Genomic DNA, 18,465 nt, shown 5'->3' on the forward strand with positions numbered 1-18,465 from the left:
CAAACAAGACTGAACCAAGGGGCTGTTTTCTCCCTCGTCACCCGTTCGGCGGTGTCAGGTCCGCCCTTCGGAATGCACGGGCGCTTCTTGCGGGCGCTCGCGTAGATTGCGTCTCCGGAACATTCCGGACCCCGGCTCGCGGGTTCCGGAGCACCAGATCATTTGGGGAAGAGCGTGGCAGCGGCAGCGGCAAGGCAGTCGGTGGCAGAGGCCCAGCGGGTCGTCGTCAAGGTCGGGTCCTCGTCCCTGACCACCGCGTCGGGGGGCCTGGACGCCGACCGCGTCGACGCGCTCGTCGACGCCCTCGCCAAGAGCAGAGGGGCCGGCGCGCGCGAGATCGTCCTGGTCTCCTCCGGCGCCATCGCGGCGGGCCTCGCCCCGCTGGGCCTCGCCGAACGGCCCAAGGACCTGGCCCGCCAGCAGGCCGCCGCCAGCGTCGGCCAGGGGCTGCTGGTGGCCCGCTACACCGCCTCCTTCGCGCGGTACGGCGTACGCGTCGGACAGGTGCTCCTCACCTCCGACGACATGGCGCGCCGCGCCCACCACCGCAACGCGTCCCGCACCCTGGACCAGCTCCTGGCCATGGGCGCGCTGCCCGTGGTGAACGAGAACGACACGGTGGCGACCGACGAGATCCGCTTCGGCGACAACGACCGCCTGGCGGCCCTCGTCGCCCACCTCGTCCGCGCCGACCTCCTCGTGCTCCTCTCCGACGTGGACGGCCTCTACGACGGCGACCCCGCGAAGCCCGGCACCTCCAGGATCTCCGAGGTCACCGGGCCCGCCGACATAGCGCACGTCCAGATCGGCAGCGCGGGCAGGGCCGGGGTCGGCACCGGCGGCATGGTCACCAAGGTCGAGGCGGCGCGGATCGCCGCGGCCGCGGGCATCCCGGTCGTCCTGACCTCCGCGAGCCAGGCGGGCGACGCCCTCGCGGGCCGCACGACGGGCACGTACTTCCACCGCACGGGACGCCGCTCGGGCGACCGGCTGCTCTGGCTCCAGCACGCCTCCGAGCCGCGCGGCGCGCTCACGCTCGACGACGGGGCCGTGCGCGCGGTCGTCGAGGGGCGCAAATCGCTGCTGCCCGCGGGCATCGCGGCGGTCGAGGGCGACTTCACCGCGGGCGACCCCGTCGAGCTGCGGGACACCGGAGGGCGGGCCGTCGCGCGCGGCCTGGTGAACTTCGACGCCAAGGAGCTGCCGCAGCTCCTCGGCCGCTCGACGCGTGACCTCGCGCGTGAACTCGGACCCGCGTACGAGCGGGAGGTCGTGCACCGGGACGACCTGGTCCTGCTGCACGGATGACCTGCCCGGGCCCGCCCCACCAGTCACACCAGCCCCACCCGCCCCGGCTGAAAACCGCCGCGAACCGTCCCCGAAGGCCGCCCCGCGGGAGGTGAAACTCCCCAAAACCGCCCCGCGGGACGGCTTGGCCTGCTCAACTTTGTCGAGAACAGTTCCGCTGAACCGTTGCGTATCCGCATCGCCATCGCGTGAAGGAGGCCGTCGTGAGACGAGTGCGCCCTGGGGTGGCGTCCCGCGGCTCCGCGGAGCGGGCGCTGACGAGCGTCGCCGCGGGCGAGGCGTACGAGAGCGAGCCGCAGGCCGCGCCGGAGGGCGCCGCGCGCGAGAGCCGGGACGGCGAGCCGGTGGAGGCGCCCCGGCTGTGGCACGTCACGCTGAGCGTCTCGGGGGCGGAGACCCCGTTGCAGGAGGTCAGGCGCGGCCTGGAACAGCTCGCCCACGACCACCCCTTCCTCCTCACCAGCCGTTATGCCCCCGACCACGCCGAGATCCGCTACTGGGAGGAGGCCCGCGATCTGCACGACGCCGCGGCCGTCGCGCTCCGACTCTGGGGCGAGCACCGGCACAGCGCGCGGCTGCCCCCGTGGGAGATCGTGGGGCTCGAAGTGATCGACCGTGACACCTATCACCACCGGGTGGCCGAGGGCTACGGTCCGTTACCCGCCACCCCGGTGGGCGTGCACCCGTTTTGAGCCGTCGTCCCACAGCCGCCCGCCGGTCTCGGGTACTGGAATACCGGGTGGACGCCCCGCGCGCGGGGATTACCCTGCGGGCATGACGTCGCTCTCTCCCGTCTCGCCGTACGACAACCTCTCACCGGTCGCCCGGGCCGCCTACCGCTCCCGTGGCGCCGCCGCCACGCTCGCGCCGCTGCCACGGGCCGCCAAGGACGACGCGCTCCTCGCGATCGCCGACGCCCTGGAGGTGCGGACCAGCGAGATCGTCGCGGCCAACGCCGAGGACATCGCGCGCGCCCGTGAGGCGGGCACGAGCGAGGGCATCGTCGACCGGCTCACCCTGACCCCCGAGCGGGTCCGCGCCATCGCCGCCGACGTGCGCGACGTGGCCGCCCTGCCCGACCCGGTCGGCGAGGTCGTCCGCGGCTCCACGCTCCCCAACGGCATCGACCTGCGCCAGGTCCGCGTCCCCCTCGGCGTCGTCGGGATCATCTACGAGGCCCGCCCCAACGTCACCGTGGACGCCGCCGCCCTCTGCCTGAAGTCCGGCAACGCGGTCCTGCTGCGGGGCTCGTCATCGGCGTACTCCTCGAACACGGCCCTGGTGCGCGTCCTGCGCGACGCCGTGCACGGCGCGGGCCTGCCCGCGGACGCCGTCCAGCTCGTCCCCGGCGAGAACCGCGACTCCGTACGCGAGCTGATGCGCGCCCGCGGCCTCGTCGACGTGCTCATCCCGCGCGGCGGCGCCTCGCTGATCAAGACCGTCGTCGAGGAGTCCACCGTCCCGGTCATCGAGACCGGCACCGGCAACTGCCACGTGTACGTGGACGCCGCCGCCGACCTCGACATGGCCGTCGACATCCTGATCAACTCCAAGGCGCAGCGCCCCAGCGTCTGCAACGCCGCCGAGACGCTGCTCGTGCACCGCGACATCGCCGGGGCCTTCCTGCCGCGCGCCCTGGACGCCCTCGCCGAGGCCGGCGTCACCGTCCACGCCGACGAGCGCGTCCTCACGTACGCCGAGGGCAGCAAGGCCACCGTCGTCCCCGCGACCACCGAGGACTGGGAGACCGAGTACCTCTCGTACGACATCGCGGCCGCCGTCGTCGACACCCTTGAGCAGGCCGTCGAGCACATCCGCCTGTGGACCTCGGGGCACACGGAGGCCATCGTCACCACCTCGCAGCAGGCGGCCCGCCGCTTCACCCAGCTCGTGGACTCCACCACCGTCGCCGTGAACGCCTCGACGCGCTTCACCGACGGCGGGCAGTTCGGCTTCGGCGCCGAGATCGGCATCTCCACGCAGAAGCTGCACGCGCGGGGACCGATGGGGCTGCCCGAGCTGACCTCCACCAAGTACATCGTGACGGGCGACGGCCACATCCGCTGAATTCCCCTGCGCCCTGCCCAAATTGCCCCTTCCAGGTCTAGGCTGGAGGGGTGCCGGAGGACGTGGGGGGCACGCCGTCGTTCCCTGACGGCGGGGAGCCCGACGACGACCGCGACCGCGGGGGTGCGGACGAAGAGTTCGCCTCCGTGGTCTTCGACGAGGACTTCGTACGGGCCGCCGAGATCCGTGAGCCGTCCGCCGTGGAGCGGCTGCTCGCGGCCGCCCAGGCGCGCGCGGAGGCCACCGAGGCCGAGAACCGCAGGGCCCGTATGCGCGGCCCGGCACGCGACGCCCCTGACGACGAGTACTACGACGACGGCTTCGACCCCGAAGAGGGCGAGTTCGGCCACGACGACCTCGACGAGGCCTACGAACACGACACCGACGCCCGGCGGTACGGCCGCGCGGGCCGCCACCCCGGCCAGTCCCGCTGGCACCGCCCCGTCGCCTGGATGCTGGCCCTCCTGATGGGCGTCGGCATGGTCGCCCTCGCCTTCACCGCGGTCTACCGCGGCGCCTCGTCGGGCCGCCAGGACCAGGTGCCCGCGCCCGCCTCCACGGAGGTCGGGCAGAGCGCCGACAGCGAGGTCGCGGTCAGTCCCTCGGCCTCCGCGGAGTTCGGCCGCCCGGCGGTGCCCGCGACGCCGCGCACTCCCTGAGCCGCCGGAAGAACTTGTGGCGTAACCGGGCGTTTACTTGCCCGCCCGGAGACCTACCCTCAAAGTATGGGCGGGCCAGGAGACCCGCCGGCGGGTACACCCGAGGGCGCTCCCGGCGGTGGCGAGGACGAGTACCGATCCGTTGTCTTCGACGAGTCGTTCGTCCGCGCTGCACGCCTCCAGGAGTACTCCGCCCAGGAACGCATGATCGACCACGAGCACGCCGTGCGCCGCCGCCCCGCCCTGTCCCGCCGCCGACTGTCCCGCCAGGCCGTGATCCTCGTCGTGCTCATCGCGCTGGCCTTCGGCACGGCGATCTTCGTGGGCGTACGGCAGCCGTATCCGAGCCCGCCGGCCAAGCGCTCCGATCCGCTGCGGATGACGGTGGTACCGCTCTCCCCGCAGGGCCGCGTGCCGGGGGCCGGGAAAGTCGCCGACCTGTACGCGCACAGCCCCGCCGCGCAGTTCCGGGTGGGCGCGGGCGGCGTGAACCTCCCCGCCGCGCGCCGCACCGCGCACTTCTCCGACAGCCAGGTGACGTCCGCGCTGACCACCGCCAAGGACTACCTGGTCGAGTCCTCCCTCGACCCCGACGTGCTCACCGGCGGATCACCGCGCTCCGTCCGGCTGCTCCTCGACCCGGAGCAGTACGACCAGTTCGACCGGAGCTTCGCGCACCCCGCCGCGGACGGGCGGCACGCGCCCACCGGCTGGCTGGTGCGGTTCGACCCGGCACGGACCGCCCTCGCCGACCAGCGCGTCAGGGTCGAGGGCACGCTGCGGGCCGCCGAGACGGACAAGGGCACGCTTGAGGTGTTCACCGATCACACGTTCGTGTACGCGGTACGGGGGGCCGAGCCGGGCAAGGCGAAGGCCTCCAGGGAGGCGAAGGCCTCCGGCGACGGGGAGGCGAAGGCCTCCCTGTTCACCGTGCGGCGGGAGCTGCACTTCCGCTTCGACCGTGACGACCTGCGGATGCACCAGGCCGAGCTGGTCACGTCCGACACCCAGGCCGGGCCGCTGACGTGCAGCGACGACTCGGTGAGCCATCTGCGGCCGCTGCTCGCCGGGGAGCGCGCGAAGGCGGGCGGCCCGGCGGGCACCGACCCGTACGCCACGGGCCATGCCCCGGCGCTCTGCGGCACGCTGGCGGCCGCCGCCCAGCCCTCGCTCTAGCGGGCGCCCGCTACTTCGGGTCCGCGGGGCCCTCTGTGCCGCCGCCGCCCTGGCCACCCGTGAACTTGCCCCGCAGCTTGCCGCCGAGATCGCCCGCGCCGCCCGCGATGTCGCTGACCAGCTTCATCAGCGGGTCCTTGCTGTTGCGCACGTCGTCCGCGTACGCGGAGGCCGACTGCCGGAAGGAGTCGGAGACGGAGGTGTCCCCGTCCTCGTCCCGGCGCGGGTAGTGCCCGTCCATGATCCGCTGGAAGTCGCGGGACTCGCCCCACTTCTTCAGCTCGGCGGCCCGCACCGTGGCGAAGGGGTGCGTGCGCGGCAGCACGTTCAGGATCTTCAGCACCGAGTCGCGCAGGTCGCCCCCGGCCTCGTACTCCTCGGCCTGCTCAAGGAACGCGTCCACGTTCATCTCGTGCAGGTGGTTGCCGCCCGCCAGCTTCATCAGGCCGCGCATGGAGCTCCGCAGGTCCTGTCCCACGAGGAGCCCCGCGCGGTCCGCCGAGAGCTCGGACTTGCGGAACCACTCGCGCAGCGCCGTCACGATCGCCATGATCGCGACGTTGCCGAGCGGGATCCACGCGACCTTCAGCGCGAGGTTGGTGAGGAACAGCAGGATCGTGCGGTACACGGCGTGGCCCGACAGCGCGTGGCCCACCTCGTGGCCGACGACCGCCCGCATCTCCTCCTCGTCGAGCAGCTCGACCAGGCCCGTCGTCACGACGATGATCGGCTCGTCGAGACCGATGCACATCGCGTTCGGATTCGGGTCCTGGTTCACGTACATCGGCGGGACCTTCTCCAGGTCCAGGATGTAGCAGGCGTCCCGCAGCATGGTGTTGAGGTGCGCGAACTGCACGTCCGAGACCCGTACGGAGTCGGACAGGAAGAGCAGCCGCAGACTGCGCTCGGGCAGCAGGCCGCTGAGCGCCTTGAAGACCGTGTCGAAGCCGCTGAGCTTGCGCAGGGCGACCAGGGCCGAGCGGTCCGCGGGGTGCTCGTAGGCGCGCGACGAGATGCCGGGGAAACGCCTGCGCTGCCGGCTGGGCACGTTCTCGTGGCCTTCGCCGTCCGTGCCGCCGCCTGTGCCGCCGCCCGTGCCGCCGCCTGTGCCGCCGTCGTGGTGGTTGTCGTCGGTCATGCCGATTCCCCCATGTGTCGTCCTCCGATGCCCCCGAGGTGGGGCCCAGCCTAGGCGGAGATACCGTGACAGGGCAGCACACAGAAGGAGTCATCCGTCATGGCCATGGATCCCATGGAGTACAACACCGGGGCCGACTGGCTCACGGAGGCGGCCAAGGCCGCCGGAGAGCAGGGCCCGGGCAATCTGCTGCGGATCGTACTGATCGTCATGGTCGTCGGCTGCGTCCTCGCGGGCTGGTTCCTGCTGCGCGGGTACCGCCGGGGCGCCGACGAGGACCGCAACAGCTGAGTCGGCGTGAGCCGGAGCAGGGCCCACGCTTACGATGGCCCGGAAGTTCTTATGTCCATCCCTCCCCCGGATAGGTCCTGCCTGAGATGAGCCTCCACGCCAACGCCGCCCAGCTGGTCACTCTCGCCTCCGAGGGCGGCGAGCACGCCGGCGGTCACACGAGCCTGAGCCCCCTCCTGACCGGCGGCGGCGCGTTCCTCGCCCTGATGCTGCTCCTGTGGATCACCACGCGCTTCAACCGGGACCGCTGAGCACGGCGCCCGTGCGGGGCCGCTGAGCAGCTTCTGTGGGTCCCCGTGGCGTCCCGTGGGCTTCCCTGGGCTCCCGTGGGTTCCCGTAGGGGGCCGTTGCGTGCGTTCCCTTACGGGATCACTGAGGCCGTTCCCGTACGGGAACGGTGAGCCGTCCTGCCCGGGGGCTTCGGCAGGGGACCGCCCGGACCGAGCCCGTCCACCGGGCCGGTAGGGTCTGCACGCATGGGAGAGCAGGACATGCCCACCGGTCCGGAGACCGGTCCGGCAGCCAACGGCAAGCGCCGCCTCGGCGTCATGGGCGGCACGTTCGACCCGATCCACCACGGACACCTGGTGGCGGCCAGTGAGGTCGCCGCGCAGTTCCACCTCGACGAGGTGGTGTTCGTGCCGACCGGGCAGCCGTGGCAGAAGAGCGACAAGCAGGTGTCACCCGCCGAGGACCGCTATCTGATGACGGTCATCGCGACCGCCGAGAACCCGCAGTTCTCGGTGAGCCGCATCGACCTCGACCGCGGCGGCGCGACCTACACCACGGACACGCTGCGCGACCTGCGTGCCCTCAACCCCGACACGGACCTCTTCTTCATCACGGGCGCGGACGCGCTCGGCCAGATCCTCACCTGGCGGGACACGGAAGAGCTGTTCTCCCTCGCGCACTTCATCGGGGTCACCCGGCCCGGCCACACGCTGACCGACCCCGGGCTCCCCAAGGGCGGCGTCTCCCTCGTGGAGGTGCCCGCCCTGGCCATCTCGTCCACCGACTGCCGCGCGCGGGTCCACAAGGGCGACCCCGTCTGGTACCTGGTGCCCGACGGCGTGGTGCGTTATATCGACAAGCGCGAGCTGTACCGCGGCGAATGAGCCGAGAGGGGCACCGGTGAACGACCGACAGTACGACCCTTATGCGGGCAGCGACCCGTATGCGGGCGAGTACGCGGGCGAGTACGCGGCTGATCAGTACCAGGATCAGTACCAGGTCGTCGGGTACGACGAGTATGGGCAGCCGGTGTACCAGCAGGTGCCTCAGCAGCAGTCCCACCAGCAGCCCCAGCAGCAGGCTTCCGGGTACCAGGAGCAGGCTCCGCAGTACCAGCAGCCTCAGGGGTACGGGTACGACCCCTACGGGGGCGGGCAGCAGCAGGGCTACGACGCGCATGCCTACGGCACGGGGACGACGACGCCTGACACGTACGGGGCGGGGACCTCGTACGACAATGCCGCGGGGTCCGGGTACGAAAACGCCGGGGGAGCCGCGTACGGCACCGGTGGGACGGGGGACGCCGGGTGGATTCCGCAGCAGCAGCAAGCGCGGCAGGCTGAGCCCCAGCAGCCCCAGCAGCCCCAGCAGCCCCAGCAGCCCCAGCAGCCCCAGCAGCCCCAGCAGCCCCAGCAGCCCCAGCAGCCCCAGCAGCCCCAGCGGGCGGCGCGGGCGGCGCGGGGCCGGGCGGCGGCCGAAGCCGGGCCCGCGCCCGCCGCGTCTGCCCCGGCGGAGCCGAGCGCCGCGCCGCGCGAGGCGCAGCCCGAGTACAAGACCGAGCAGTTCTCGTTCATCGAGGAGCCGGACGAGGACTCCGAGGACGTCATCGACTGGCTGAAGTTCACCGAGAGCCGCACCGAGCGGCGCGAGGAGGCCAAGCGGCGCGGGCGCTCCCGCGTCGTCGCGCTCGTCGTCGTCCTCGCACTGGTGATCGCGGGCGGCGTCGGCTACCTGTGGTTCGCGGGCAAGCTGCCGGGCCAGTCGGGCGGCGAGGGCGGCGCCGCGGCGGCGAGCGGCCCGCAGAAGCGTGACGTGATCGTCGTCCACCTGCACAACACCAAGGGCGGCGGCACCTCCACCGCGCTCCTGGTGAACAACGCCACCACGGGCCAGGGCGCGACCGTACTGATCCCGAACTCCCTCGCCGTCTCTGACGACAACGGCTCGGCGACGACGCTCGGCAAGTCCGTCGACGACGACGGCTCGACCGGCACCCGCGAGTCGATCGACACGGCCCTCGGCACCGAGGTCGAGGGCACCTGGCGGCTCGACACGCCGTATCTGCAGAACCTCGTCGAGCTCGTCGGCAACATCGACGTCGACACCGACGCCGACGTGCCCGACCCCAAGGCCAAGAAGGGCGAGGCCCCGCTGGTCCAGAAGGGTGAGCAGCAGACCCTCAGCGGCCCGATGGCCGTCGCCTACGCCACCCACCGCGGCTCCGGCGAGACCGAGGCCGCGCAGCTCAACCGCTTCGGCCAGGTCATGCAGGGCATCCTGCGCAAGCTGTCGTCCGACGCGAAGGCGGCCACCACCACCGTCGAGTCACTCGCGCAGATCCTCGACCCGTCGCTCAAGGAGAAGGACCTCGGCGCCTTCCTCGCCAAGCTCGCCGACCGGGCCAAGGGCGGCGACTACAAGACGACGCTCCTCCCGGTGCAGCAGGACGGCACGCTGACCGAGAAGGCCGGGGACAGTGTGGTCAAGGACATCCTCGGCGGCGCCGCCAAGAGCCCCGAGGAGGGCGCGGCCGTGCGCGTGGGCGTCAAGAACGCCTCCGGGAGCAAGGGCGCGGCCCAGGAGGCCCGCGTCACCCTGGTCAACGGCGGCTACGCCTTCGTCGACGGCGGCACGGACTCCGCTGCCCAGCCGTCCTCGCAGATCACCTACGCCGACGCGGCCAAGAAGTCGCAGGCCACCGAGGTCGCCAAGACCCTCGGCCTGCCCGCAGGCGCGGTCCGCAAGGGCAAGACGACGGCGAACGCCGATGTCTCCGTGGTGCTCGGCCAGGACTACGAGACGAAGTGAGGACCGGCCGTCGGAGCCGTGCCGTACGGGGCGTGCGGAGCCGTGCCGGACAGGCACGGAACGGGGCCGGCGGAGCCGTGACGTAATCGTCTGGGGCTCCGTCGGCGGTCCGTGAGACCCTTGGGGTGTCTTGACCATCTGAAGGAAAGCTCACCAGTGACCGCCACGGACCGCTCCATCGAGCTCATCAACGTCGCCGCCCAGGCGGCTGCCGACAAGCTCGCGCACGACATCATCGCGTACGACGTCAGCGACGTGCTGTCGATCACGGACGCCTTCCTGCTCGCCTCCGCGCCCAACGACCGCCAGGTCAAGTCGATCGTCGACGAGATCGAGGAACAGCTCAGCAAGCAGCTCGGCGCCAAGCCGGTCCGCCGTGAGGGCGACCGCGACGCCCGCTGGATCCTCCTCGACTACGTCGACATCGTGGTGCACGTCCAGCACAGCGAGGAGCGTGTCTTCTACGCCCTCGAGCGCCTGTGGAAGGACTGCCCCGAGATCGCGCTGCCCGAGGAGGCCACGGCGACCCGCGGCAAGGCCGCCGAGCACGCCGAGCAGCGGGCCGCCGAGGAGGCGGACCTGGACGGTGAGCTTCGGTGAGCAACCGCGGCTGCCGGGTCATCCTGTGGCGGCACGGCCAGACGTCCTGGAACCTTGAGCGCCGCTTCCAGGGCTCCACGGACATCGAGCTGACCGAGACCGGCACCGGCCAGGCCAAGCGCGCCGCCCGGCTGCTCGCCTCCCTGAAGCCGGACGCCATCGTGGCGTCCGACCTCAAGCGGGCGGCGGCCACGGCGGACGAGCTCGCCGCCATCACCGGCCTCCCCGTCACCCACGAGGAGGGCCTGCGGGAGACGTACGCGGGCAAGTGGCAGGGCCTGACGCACGACGAGATCATCGCGCGCTTCGGCGACCAGTACGACGCGTGGAAGCGCGGCGAGTCGGTGCGCCGGGGCGGCGGCGAGCTGGAGACCGAGGTCGCCGACCGGGCGGCGCCGATCGTCCTGCGCCATGCCGAGAAGCTGCCGGACAACGGCACGCTGGTCGTCGTCAGCCACGGCGGCACCATCCGCACCACCATCGGTCGCCTCCTCGGTCTGGACTCCCATCACTGGGAAGGTCTCGGCGGTCTCTCCAACTGCTGCTGGTCGGTCCTCGGCCAGGGCGCGCGCGGCTGGCGCCTGCTCGAGCACAACGCCGGCACGCTGCCGGAACCGGTGCTCGGCGACGACGACTGAGCGCCCCGGGCGCCCGTGACGTGGGCCGGACGGCTCCCGGCGGGCACCGGCACCCGGATTTCACATTCCGGCTGGTCGCAGGCTAAAGTTCTTCTTGTTCGCCCGCCGAGCGGGAAGAACACAAGGGGCTATAGCTCAGTTGGTAGAGCGCCTGCATGGCATGCAGGAGGTCAGGAGTTCAATTCTCCTTAGCTCCACAGTTCCGGAAATCCCGTCCCCGTCAGGGGGCGGGTTTTTTCATGCCCTCAGCCTTCGCGCGCGCAGTTCCATGGTCTGGCGTCTGCTCTCCTCGTCGTCCGGGGTGTAGGCGACGATCCGGCACTCCGGCATGCCGTTGACGCTCAGGGAGACCGAGGTCATGCGCAGCTCGCCTATCGCCTTGTGCCGGAACGTCTTCACCCGGGACCCGGGAGGTATGACGTTCCCGCTCGCCCACAGCTCGGCGAAGTACGGGCTCGCCGCGGAGAGCCGGTGGATGAAGCCCTCCCACTCGGGCTCGCCCACATGCCGGCCGTACGCGTTGCGCAGGGTCGCCACCATCACCGGCAGCTCCGAGTCGCGGAAGACCAGCGGGCACACCACCTCGGGGACGGTGAACAGCGACCACAGCACGTTCGGGACGCCCACCTCGGCGCTCCGCGGGATCAGGAAGAGGTCCCGGTACGCGGGGTTGGTGGCGAGGATGTCGTACCGCGCGTTGTAGACCACCGCGGGGAGCGGGTCCATCGCGTCGATGACGTCCTGGACCTCCGGGCCCACCACGGCCACCACGGCCTCGGGATCCGGCTCGTAGGGCACCTCGGCCAGGTGGTACAGATGCTCGCGCTCCGGCCGGCCCAGCCGCAGCGTGCGCGCCACGGCGTCCAGGACCTGCGGCGACGCGTTGATCGGCCGGCCCTGCTCCAGCCAGGTGTACCAGGTGACGCCCACCCCGGAGAGCTGGGCGACCTCCTCACGCCGCAGCCCCGGCGTCCGGCGGCGCAGCCCGGGAGGCATCCCGACATCGGCCGGGGTCACCCTGGCTCTGCGCCCGCGCAGGAAGGCGGCCAGCTCCGGTCGCCGCCGCTGCGGCCTCTGCGGTTGTTCCTCCGCCCGGCCCTGAGGCCGCCGCGGTTGCCCTGTCGCCCACCTCTGGGGCCCCTGCGGTTGCTCCGGTGCCCACTCCCGCGTCGTCGTCATCGTCGTCACGTCCCCCATCGTCCGCGCCCGCGTCGGCCGCTGCCAGGTGCTGTCAGTACCAGCATCGGCGGGCTCTCGTCACCCGTACCGGATCGCCCGCACGCTCGACGGCATGACGACGACCACCTCACCCGCCCCCGCGGGTCCGACTCCCGGTCCAACTCCCACAACCAGTAAAGCCCCCGGCACTGACAATCGGCGTGGACGGCTGCTCGGGGTCGTGCTGGCCGCCCAGTTCATGGCGCTGCTCGACGTGTTCATCGTGAACGTCGCGGCGCCGACCATCCAGTCCGAACTGCACGCGTCCGGCGCCGGATTGCAGCTCGTCATCGCCGGCTACACCATCACGTACGCCGTCCTGCTGATCACCGGCGCCCGGCTCGGTGACCGCCTGGGGCACCGGCGGGTGTACCTCTTCGGCCTCGCCGTCTTCACCGTCGCCTCGCTGGCCTGCGGACTCGCGCAGGGAACGGGGGAGTTGATCGCCTTCCGGCTGCTGCAAGGGGCAGGATCGGCGGTCCTGATCCCGCAGGTGCTCAGCCTGATCCAGCGCAACTTCGCGGGCGAGGCGCGGATCAAGGCGCTCGGCGCGTACTCGGCCGTCCTCGCCACCGGCGCCGCCGCCGGGCAGGTGCTGGGCGGTGTCCTCGTCAGCGCCGACCTCTTCGGCACCGGCTGGCGGCCGGTCTTCCTGGTGAACGTGCCGGTCGGCGTGGTCCTGCTCGCCCTCGCGGCCCGGGTGCTGCCGCGCGACGACGCCGCGGCGCTCGCGGCCGGGCGGGCACGCGGGTTCGACGTGCCGGGCCTCGTGCTGCTCGGCGCCGCGGTCTCGCTCTTCACCGTGCCGCTGGTCCTCGGGCAGGAGGAGGGCTGGCCGCTGTGGTCCTGGCTCTCGCTGGTCGCGGCAGCGGTCCTCTTCGCCCTGTTCTGCGTGTACGAGTCCCGGCTCGCCCGGCGCGGCGGGGCGCCGCTGATGGCGCCGCGGCTCCTGCGGTCGCCGGGCATGGGGCTCGCCGTCTTCCGCATCGCCGCCGTGATGGCCGTGAACGCGGGCTTCCTCTTCGCGCTCACCCTGCACGTCCAGGGAGGCCTCGGATACAGCGCGCTGCGGGCCGGGCTCACCTTCGGGCCGACCGCCGTCGTCTTCGGCGCGGTCGGACTGACGTGGCGGCGCTGGCCGCAGCAGGTGCAACGGGCACTGATCCCCGGCGGCTTCGCGCTGACCGCGGTGGCGACGGCCGCCGTGGGGCTGCTGCTGCGTGACGGCGGCGACGGCGGGCTCTGGCTGTACGTGGCCTTCGTGGGCGTGGGCGCCGGACTCTCCCTCGGCTTCGGTCCTACGCTGACGCGGGCGCTCGCGACGGTGCGCGCCGAAGACGCGGCGGACGCCAGCGGTCTGCTCGCGACGGTCACGCAGATCGGCCAGTTGACCGGAGTCGCCTGTTTCGGGGCGCTCTTCTTGCACCGGCTTGAGTCGTCAGGGGGCCGGGGGGCGTATTCATCCGCGGACGCGCTCCTGGTGTGCGCATACGCGCTCGCCTCAGTGGCCGCACTGGGTGCCGTGTCCGGACTGGTACGACGGCGTCGCTGACCGTGTCGCTCAGGCCGTGGCAGAATCGGACGGCCGGAAGGGGACGCAGCCCGACGGGAGGGAGAGCGCGATGCCCGCGAGCATCATCGGAGAGGGCGACCGCCTCTCCGGCGAGGCGGCGATGCGAGAACGTGCCGGGCGCCGCACGCTCCTCAACTGCCCTTCCTGCGGCTCGTCCCATGTCGCCCAAGTACTCGGTGACAACGGCGGAGTCTCGTACGTGTGCACCGCCTGCGGCCACAGCTGGAGCTGATCGATGGGTGCACACAGGCGGAAATGCGACTGGTGTGACAGCGGCACACCGATCGTCCGCGACATGGAACCGGTCAACGACGAGTACCAGTACTGGTGCGAGGAATGTGCCCGGGCGCTGATCATAAAAGGCGACCCCATCGAGACCTACCGAGAGCTCGAAGGGGAGCCGATCTACGGCCGGCTGCTCGACGAACACTGCACCCTCAAGCGGTTCTACTCGTTCGCCACCGCCTGACCCCGATCAGCAGAAACCCGAAAGCGGTCACCACGTAGAGGGCGGACAGCGACATCTGGCCATAATTCTGGCCGAGTTCGAGCCGTCCCGCACCGTGCGGCACCCACCACAGGGCGTACGAGACGAAGACCAGCGAGGCGCCCCCGGTCACCGCCCAGCGCCCCCGCCCGCCCCGTCGCACCGCGTCAGTGCCCAGGAGCAGCAGCATCGGCACGCACCACACCCAGTGGTGCGACCACGACACCGGGCTGACCAGGAGGGCCGTCACCGCGCAGCAGAGCGCGGCCCACGCCCGCTCCCCGCGCAGCGCCGCCGCCACCGCGACGGCGAGACCGCACGCGCAGCTCACCGCGGCCGCTGCCGCCCACCAGACGCCGGGGTCGGCGGTGTGCAGCAGCCGGGCGAGGACGCCCCGCAGCGACTGGTTCGCGGTGTCCTCCGGCAGGCCGACCCGGCCGGCCTCGAAGACCATGCGGGTCCAGAACCGCCACGAGTCGTGGGGCAGCACGGCGGCCGCGAGGAGCGTGGCCCCGGCGAACGAGACGGCCGCCACGCACGCGTGCCGCACGGCGGGCCGCCACGGGCCGCGCCGCAGGGCCTCGGCGGTCCCGGTCAGGAGAAGGAACACGACGAAGAGCGCGGGCGTGAGCTTGATCGCCGCGGCGATCCCGATGCCCACGCCGGCCCAGCGGTGGCCGGGGCGCCGGGAGAGGTCCCACAGGACGAGGACGCCGAGCAGCAGATTGATCTGTCCGTAGCGCAGCGTCGTCCATACCGGCTCGCACCAGACGGCGAGCGCGGAGAGGCCGAGGGCGGTCCGCACGCGCGCGTGGCGCGCGTCACCGCCGATGAGCCGCAGGGAGAGCCCCACGAACACGACCAGCAGGAGCAGGTTCCCCAGCGTCGTGAGAACGCGCATGTCCGGGACGTCCAGGAGCGTCAGCGGCGTGAACAGGAGCGCGGCGAACGGGGGGTAGGTGGTGGGCAGGTGCGCTTCGGTGGTGCGCAGCGCGTAGAGGTCGCCTCCCGCGCGCACGGTCTCGCCCTCGGCCCGGTAGACCATCAGGTCGATCATCGAGACGTCGGCGGCACGCTGGGCGAGCCAGAAGGCCGTGAAGGACAGCAGGCAGGCCCCGGCGGCCACGGGGACGCGGCGGCGGGTGGCGGCGAGCGCGATCACGGTCACGGGGGCTGACAGTACCGGCCGAATCGGGCTGTACCGGTGCAGACCGGAAACGATTTGGTGGAGCACGGGGATGACCGTGTAATGTTGGCGGAGCCGCCGGGGAAACCGGGCGGACAGGCAAGGGGCTATAGCTCAGTTGGTAGAGCGCCTGCATGGCATGCAGGAGGTCAGGAGTTCAATTCTCCTTAGCTCCACAGCAAATGGAAGCGGGTCACCCGGATCGGGTGGCCCGCTTCTTCTTTGTCGTCATCCTTCTTTGTCGTCGTTTTCGTGGGCGAGGCCCTACTTGTTACTGCCTTCCGCTGCCGAGTGCCCTGCGCCCTCGGCCGGGCGGCAGCGCGGCGGGCAGTGCGGGACGCTGCCGTGGCGCCGCCTTCGGGTCCTCCTCGATGCGCAGGGCGAGCGCGGGACAGCGCCGCACCGCGCGCGCGGCACGCGCTTCGGAGTAGCGCGGTACGGAGGCTTCCGCCACCGAGGGGAAGCCGTCAGGGCCGAGTTGGAGCAGCTCGGGGACGATGTCCGCGCACAGCCCGTGGCCCTGGCAGAGCGTCCAGTCGACGGCCAGCTTGCGGCCGCTGGGCGCCTCACCCCGCGGAGCCTCCGCCTGGAGGGGCAGGACGCCCGCCACGGGGCGGCCGCAGCCGCCGCCGAGGACGTGCGCCGCCAGGTCGTCGGTGAACGCCGCGATCGCCGACTCCAGAAAGGCGGCCGTGCCGTCCGGATGTTTGCAGGCGCCGCGCCGCTTCACGGCTCTGGTCACCTCGCGCAGCGCCTCCAGGGCGGTGGGGCCGCCTCCGTTGAGGACGTCCGCGAGGCCGCGGGCCGCCGCGGGGAGGCCGAGATAGCAGGGCCCGCACTGTCCCGAGCTCTCCGCGGCCAGCCAGTGCGCGACGCGCAGCGACTCGCCCAGCGGGCAGGTCGACTCGCCGATCGGCAGGATCGCCCCGGCGCCGAGCGCGCCCCCGCAGGCGTCCAGCGAGGCCCTGGAGACGATCGCCTCGTGCGCGGTGACGCTGTCGAGCCACTTGCCGTGGTAGCCGCCGGTGAGTACGCCCTGGGGCAGCGCGGGAGCACCGGCGAGCTGGAGCACGTACCGCAGCGGGACGCCGGTGGGCACCTCCACGACCATCGGCCGCGCGACCGCTCCGGAGAGGGTCAGCAGGACCGTGCCGGGCTCGTCGCGCAGGCCGGTGCGGCAGTAGCGGTCCGCGCCGATCCGTGCGGCGATCGCGAGCTGGGCGAACGTCTCGGCGTTCGAGAGCAGCGTGGGGGCGCCGCCCACCCCGGAGTCGGAGGTGCGCACCTTGCGGCCCGGCGGCAGCGCGGGCCCGCCGTCGGCGGAGCGGACCAGCGCGGAGGACTCCCCGGTGACCATGCGCACCGGATTGCGCTGCACACGCGCGCGTAGTGCGGCGCCGCGGCGGTTGCCCAGGCCGCGCTCGGCGAGGGCGGTGCGCATCGAGGCCTCGGTCGAGTCGCGGGTCACGCCGATGACGAGCGTGCGGGCGCCGAGGGCCTCGGCGGCGAGCAGCGCGCCGTCCAGGATGAGGTGCGGGGCGCGGTTGATCAGGACGGTGTCCTTGCGGCAGGCCGGCTCGTCCTCGCTGCCGTTGACGACCACCACGGGGCGCACGCCGCGCCGTATCGCCGCCTCCGCGACGGAGCGCAGCTTGCGCGCGAAGGGGAAGCCCGCGCCGCCTCTGCCGCGCAGCTCGATCTGCTCGGCGAGTCCGGCGAGGGCTTCGCCCGCCATCGGTTCCAGGGGCCCGTGCACCTTCAGGTGCATCGTCAGATCGAGGCGTTCGACCAGGTCGAAGCCGGACGTGAGCAGGGGCAGGCCGACGACGCGGACCTCGGGGACGTCGGGCAGCGACGCGTTCACGGGTGGCCTCCGGTGGCGGCGTTCCAGGGCTCACCCGAGCTGGGGGCCTGGAAGGGCCCGGGCAGCGGCTCGGTGGCGGAGCCACTGTCGTAGGCGGGGTCGTAGGGCTCGTACACGGGCTGGGGTGCGGTGTCGTAGGTGGGCGGGGGCGCCACGTAGGGGGACTCGACGGGTGGGGGCGGCGACGGCGTGGGCCAGCGCTCGGCGGGCTCGGCGCGGGGTGGGGGCCCCGGCGGGTACAGGGGCGGCGTGGTGGCCAGTGCGCGGTAGGCCGCGGAGATGCCGACCACGGGGCCGGGGTCGGTCGCGACGCCGGTGAGCGTGCCCGGCAGCGGGGCGGAAACGGTGTCCCGCGCGGGAGGCCCTTCCGGGGGCGATGAGCCACGTCCCGGTTCGAGCAGGGCCAGGATGCGGGCGGCGACCTTCCGCTTGACCGGCGGCGGCGCGGCGCGCAGGGCGACGGCCCCGGCGACCGCGATGAGACACAGGCAGTACAGGGCGACCACCCAGGGCTTCGGCTGGCGGCCCGCGTACAGGCCGTGCGTGAGCGAGGCACACCAGGCGGGGTAGGCGAGCATGTGCAGTGACCGCCAGCGCGACGCGATCCGGGCGGGGGAGGCGAAGGCGCTGCGCAGGGCTCCGGTGACGCCCGTGACCACCATGAGGAGGCCCGCGAGCGAGCCCAGGCCGATCAGCCCGGCGCTGCCGGTGACGCCGAGCCCGAAGGGCACCAGGGCGCCGAGGAGCGACACGTGGTCGAGTGCGACCTTGACGGTGCCGTGCAGCAGCAGGAAGCCCACCGAGGCGACCGCGGTGGCACGGTGCACGGCCTGGGCGAGCAGCCGCTGGCGGGAGCGGAGGAAGAGGCGGTCGGTGGCGACCAGACCCCAGACCACGGCCGCGGTGAGGGAGACCAGGCACAGGACGCCGGTCGTGAAGTCCAGGGCGACGCGGAAACCGTCGCTGCCCGCGAAGACGAGCAGGGGTATCAGGAGCAGGGCGCCGGCGGCGAGAACTCGGCTCCGGCGATGAGGGTGCAGAGGGTTCATGGGGGCGGCTCCGAAATGGTTCGGTTCCCGCCGCATGCTAAGTCGCTCCATACCGGTGGGTACGAGGTTTGAGTTATTGCGTCGTTACCAAAGCGCTATCTGCTCTTGGTGTTGCCCCGATAGTGGGCGGTACGCCGAGTAACCCTTGGCCAAGGCTGAAGATCCACGGCCT

At 72.4% G+C, this 18,465-nt stretch carries 19 protein-coding genes and 2 tRNA genes; 16 read left to right on the forward strand and 5 right to left on the reverse strand.

The window, feature by feature from the left end; translation table 11 throughout:
• Window positions 1–201 precede the first annotated feature (201 nt).
• The 5 genes from proB (at window position 202) to ACZ6JY_RS01955 (ending at window position 5,210) form a co-directional block, all read left to right on the forward strand.
• Complete coding sequence (gene proB / locus ACZ6JY_RS01935; protein WP_469191235.1) at window positions 202–1,308, forward strand: glutamate 5-kinase; 1,107 nt, start codon at window positions 202–204, stop codon at window positions 1,306–1,308.
• Window positions 1,309–1,511: 203 nt separating this feature from the next.
• Complete coding sequence (locus tag ACZ6JY_RS01940) at window positions 1,512–2,000, forward strand: hypothetical protein (RefSeq protein WP_469191237.1); 489 nt, start codon at window positions 1,512–1,514, stop codon at window positions 1,998–2,000.
• Between the two features lie 82 nt (window positions 2,001–2,082).
• Window positions 2,083–3,375: a glutamate-5-semialdehyde dehydrogenase gene (locus ACZ6JY_RS01945; protein ID WP_469191239.1), complete on the forward strand. Its 1,293-nt coding sequence runs from the start codon at window positions 2,083–2,085 to the stop codon at window positions 3,373–3,375.
• A 50-nt stretch (window positions 3,376–3,425) separates the two neighbouring features.
• Window positions 3,426–4,034, forward strand: coding sequence for an SCO2584 family spore wall biosynthesis protein (locus ACZ6JY_RS01950; protein ID WP_469191240.1), 609 nt, complete (start codon window positions 3,426–3,428; stop codon window positions 4,032–4,034).
• Between the two features lie 66 nt (window positions 4,035–4,100).
• Window positions 4,101–5,210: an SCO2583 family membrane protein gene (locus tag ACZ6JY_RS01955; RefSeq protein WP_469191242.1), complete on the forward strand. Its 1,110-nt coding sequence runs from the start codon at window positions 4,101–4,103 to the stop codon at window positions 5,208–5,210.
• Window positions 5,211–5,220: 10 nt separating this feature from the next.
• Here the strand turns inward: ACZ6JY_RS01955 and ACZ6JY_RS01960 are convergent, their stop codons facing one another.
• Window positions 5,221–6,348 carry a M48 family metallopeptidase gene (locus tag ACZ6JY_RS01960; protein WP_469191244.1) on the reverse strand — a complete coding sequence of 376 codons (1,128 nt, stop codon included), beginning with the start codon at window positions 6,346–6,348 and terminating at the stop codon, window positions 5,221–5,223.
• Between the two features lie 99 nt (window positions 6,349–6,447).
• Between ACZ6JY_RS01960 and ACZ6JY_RS01965 the strand changes: the two genes are divergently transcribed.
• From ACZ6JY_RS01965 to ACZ6JY_RS01995, 7 genes are all read left to right on the forward strand, one after another.
• Window positions 6,448–6,639, forward strand: coding sequence for a hypothetical protein (locus tag ACZ6JY_RS01965; RefSeq protein WP_469191943.1), 192 nt, complete (start codon window positions 6,448–6,450; stop codon window positions 6,637–6,639).
• 86 nt (window positions 6,640–6,725) lie between these two features.
• Window positions 6,726–6,890: a hypothetical protein gene (locus tag ACZ6JY_RS01970; RefSeq protein WP_469191246.1), complete on the forward strand. Its 165-nt coding sequence runs from the start codon at window positions 6,726–6,728 to the stop codon at window positions 6,888–6,890.
• A gap of 225 nt (window positions 6,891–7,115) precedes the next feature.
• Complete coding sequence (gene nadD, locus ACZ6JY_RS01975; protein ID WP_447037392.1) at window positions 7,116–7,754, forward strand: nicotinate-nucleotide adenylyltransferase; 639 nt, start codon at window positions 7,116–7,118, stop codon at window positions 7,752–7,754.
• A gap of 16 nt (window positions 7,755–7,770) precedes the next feature.
• Window positions 7,771–9,678 (forward strand): LCP family protein, encoded by a 1,908-nt coding sequence (locus ACZ6JY_RS01980; protein ID WP_469191248.1) that lies wholly within the window; start codon window positions 7,771–7,773, stop codon window positions 9,676–9,678.
• A gap of 156 nt (window positions 9,679–9,834) precedes the next feature.
• Entirely contained in the window at window positions 9,835–10,278 is a 444-nt protein-coding gene (gene rsfS, locus ACZ6JY_RS01985; RefSeq protein ID WP_469191250.1) for a ribosome silencing factor, read from the forward strand.
• Window positions 10,275–10,916 (forward strand): histidine phosphatase family protein, encoded by a 642-nt coding sequence (locus ACZ6JY_RS01990; RefSeq protein WP_447037389.1) that lies wholly within the window; start codon window positions 10,275–10,277, stop codon window positions 10,914–10,916. Before rsfS ends, ACZ6JY_RS01990 begins: the two co-directional genes overlap by 4 nt.
• A gap of 124 nt (window positions 10,917–11,040) precedes the next feature.
• Window positions 11,041–11,113, forward strand: a tRNA-Ala gene (locus tag ACZ6JY_RS01995).
• Window positions 11,114–11,153: 40 nt separating this feature from the next.
• On the opposite strand, the gene ACZ6JY_RS02000 is transcribed toward ACZ6JY_RS01995, so the two are convergent.
• Entirely contained in the window at window positions 11,154–12,113 is a 960-nt protein-coding gene (locus ACZ6JY_RS02000) for a helix-turn-helix transcriptional regulator (protein WP_469191252.1), read from the reverse strand.
• A 94-nt stretch (window positions 12,114–12,207) separates the two neighbouring features.
• Here ACZ6JY_RS02000 and ACZ6JY_RS02005 point away from each other — a divergent pair, with 94 nt between their 5' ends.
• The 3 genes from ACZ6JY_RS02005 to ACZ6JY_RS02015 all read left to right on the forward strand — a co-directional run bounded on the left by ACZ6JY_RS02005 (window position 12,208) and on the right by ACZ6JY_RS02015 (window position 14,176).
• Window positions 12,208–13,686, forward strand: coding sequence for an MFS transporter (locus ACZ6JY_RS02005; RefSeq protein WP_469191254.1), 1,479 nt, complete (start codon window positions 12,208–12,210; stop codon window positions 13,684–13,686).
• Window positions 13,687–13,756: 70 nt separating this feature from the next.
• The gene (locus tag ACZ6JY_RS02010) at window positions 13,757–13,939 is read left to right on the forward strand and encodes a hypothetical protein (RefSeq protein ID WP_447037386.1); all 183 of its coding nucleotides are present in this window, start codon (window positions 13,757–13,759) and stop codon (window positions 13,937–13,939) included.
• Between the two features lie 3 nt (window positions 13,940–13,942).
• On the forward strand, window positions 13,943–14,176 hold the full coding sequence (locus tag ACZ6JY_RS02015) for a hypothetical protein (RefSeq protein ID WP_062773809.1): 234 nt from the start codon (window positions 13,943–13,945) through the stop codon (window positions 14,174–14,176).
• Here the strand turns inward: ACZ6JY_RS02015 and ACZ6JY_RS02020 are convergent.
• Entirely contained in the window at window positions 14,145–15,362 is a 1,218-nt protein-coding gene (locus tag ACZ6JY_RS02020) for a glycosyltransferase 87 family protein (RefSeq protein ID WP_469191256.1), read from the reverse strand. The two genes, ACZ6JY_RS02015 and ACZ6JY_RS02020, sit on opposite strands and share 32 nt — an antisense overlap.
• Before the next feature lie 121 nt (window positions 15,363–15,483).
• Here ACZ6JY_RS02020 and ACZ6JY_RS02025 point away from each other — a divergent pair.
• Window positions 15,484–15,556: transfer RNA gene (locus ACZ6JY_RS02025), tRNA-Ala, on the forward strand.
• A gap of 95 nt (window positions 15,557–15,651) precedes the next feature.
• Here the strand turns inward: ACZ6JY_RS02025 and ACZ6JY_RS02030 are convergent.
• On the reverse strand, window positions 15,652–17,244 hold the full coding sequence (locus tag ACZ6JY_RS02030) for an NADH-ubiquinone oxidoreductase-F iron-sulfur binding region domain-containing protein (protein ID WP_469191258.1): 1,593 nt from the start codon (window positions 17,242–17,244) through the stop codon (window positions 15,652–15,654).
• Window positions 17,241–18,293 carry a hypothetical protein gene (locus ACZ6JY_RS02035; protein WP_469191260.1) on the reverse strand — a complete coding sequence of 351 codons (1,053 nt, stop codon included), beginning with the start codon at window positions 18,291–18,293 and terminating at the stop codon, window positions 17,241–17,243. Before ACZ6JY_RS02035 ends, ACZ6JY_RS02030 begins: the two co-directional genes overlap by 4 nt.
• Between the last annotated feature and the right edge of the window lie 172 nt (window positions 18,294–18,465).

The organism is Streptomyces sp. NPDC046335, assembly GCF_055587985.1.

Excerpts from the sequence above, each read along its gene's own strand:
- ACZ6JY_RS01945 (WP_469191239.1), top strand. The coding sequence starts at position 2,083 with ATGACGTCGCTCTCTCCCGTCTCGCCGTACGACAACCTCTCACCGGTC.
- ACZ6JY_RS01955 (WP_469191242.1), top strand. The coding sequence starts at position 4,101 with ATGGGCGGGCCAGGAGACCCGCCGGCGGGTACACCCGAGGGCGCTCCC.
- ACZ6JY_RS01960 (WP_469191244.1), bottom strand. The coding sequence starts at position 6,348 with ATGACCGACGACAACCACCACGACGGCGGCACAGGCGGCGGCACGGGC.
- ACZ6JY_RS01965 (WP_469191943.1), top strand. The coding sequence starts at position 6,448 with ATGGCCATGGATCCCATGGAGTACAACACCGGGGCCGACTGGCTCACG.
- ACZ6JY_RS01970 (WP_469191246.1), top strand. The coding sequence starts at position 6,726 with ATGAGCCTCCACGCCAACGCCGCCCAGCTGGTCACTCTCGCCTCCGAG.
- nadD (WP_447037392.1), top strand. The coding sequence starts at position 7,116 with ATGGGAGAGCAGGACATGCCCACCGGTCCGGAGACCGGTCCGGCAGCC.
- ACZ6JY_RS02000 (WP_469191252.1), bottom strand. The coding sequence starts at position 12,113 with ATGGGGGACGTGACGACGATGACGACGACGCGGGAGTGGGCACCGGAG.
- ACZ6JY_RS02005 (WP_469191254.1), top strand. The coding sequence starts at position 12,208 with ATGACGACGACCACCTCACCCGCCCCCGCGGGTCCGACTCCCGGTCCA.
- ACZ6JY_RS02010 (WP_447037386.1), top strand. The coding sequence starts at position 13,757 with ATGCCCGCGAGCATCATCGGAGAGGGCGACCGCCTCTCCGGCGAGGCG.
- ACZ6JY_RS02015 (WP_062773809.1), top strand. The coding sequence starts at position 13,943 with ATGGGTGCACACAGGCGGAAATGCGACTGGTGTGACAGCGGCACACCG.
- ACZ6JY_RS02035 (WP_469191260.1), bottom strand. The coding sequence starts at position 18,293 with ATGAACCCTCTGCACCCTCATCGCCGGAGCCGAGTTCTCGCCGCCGGC.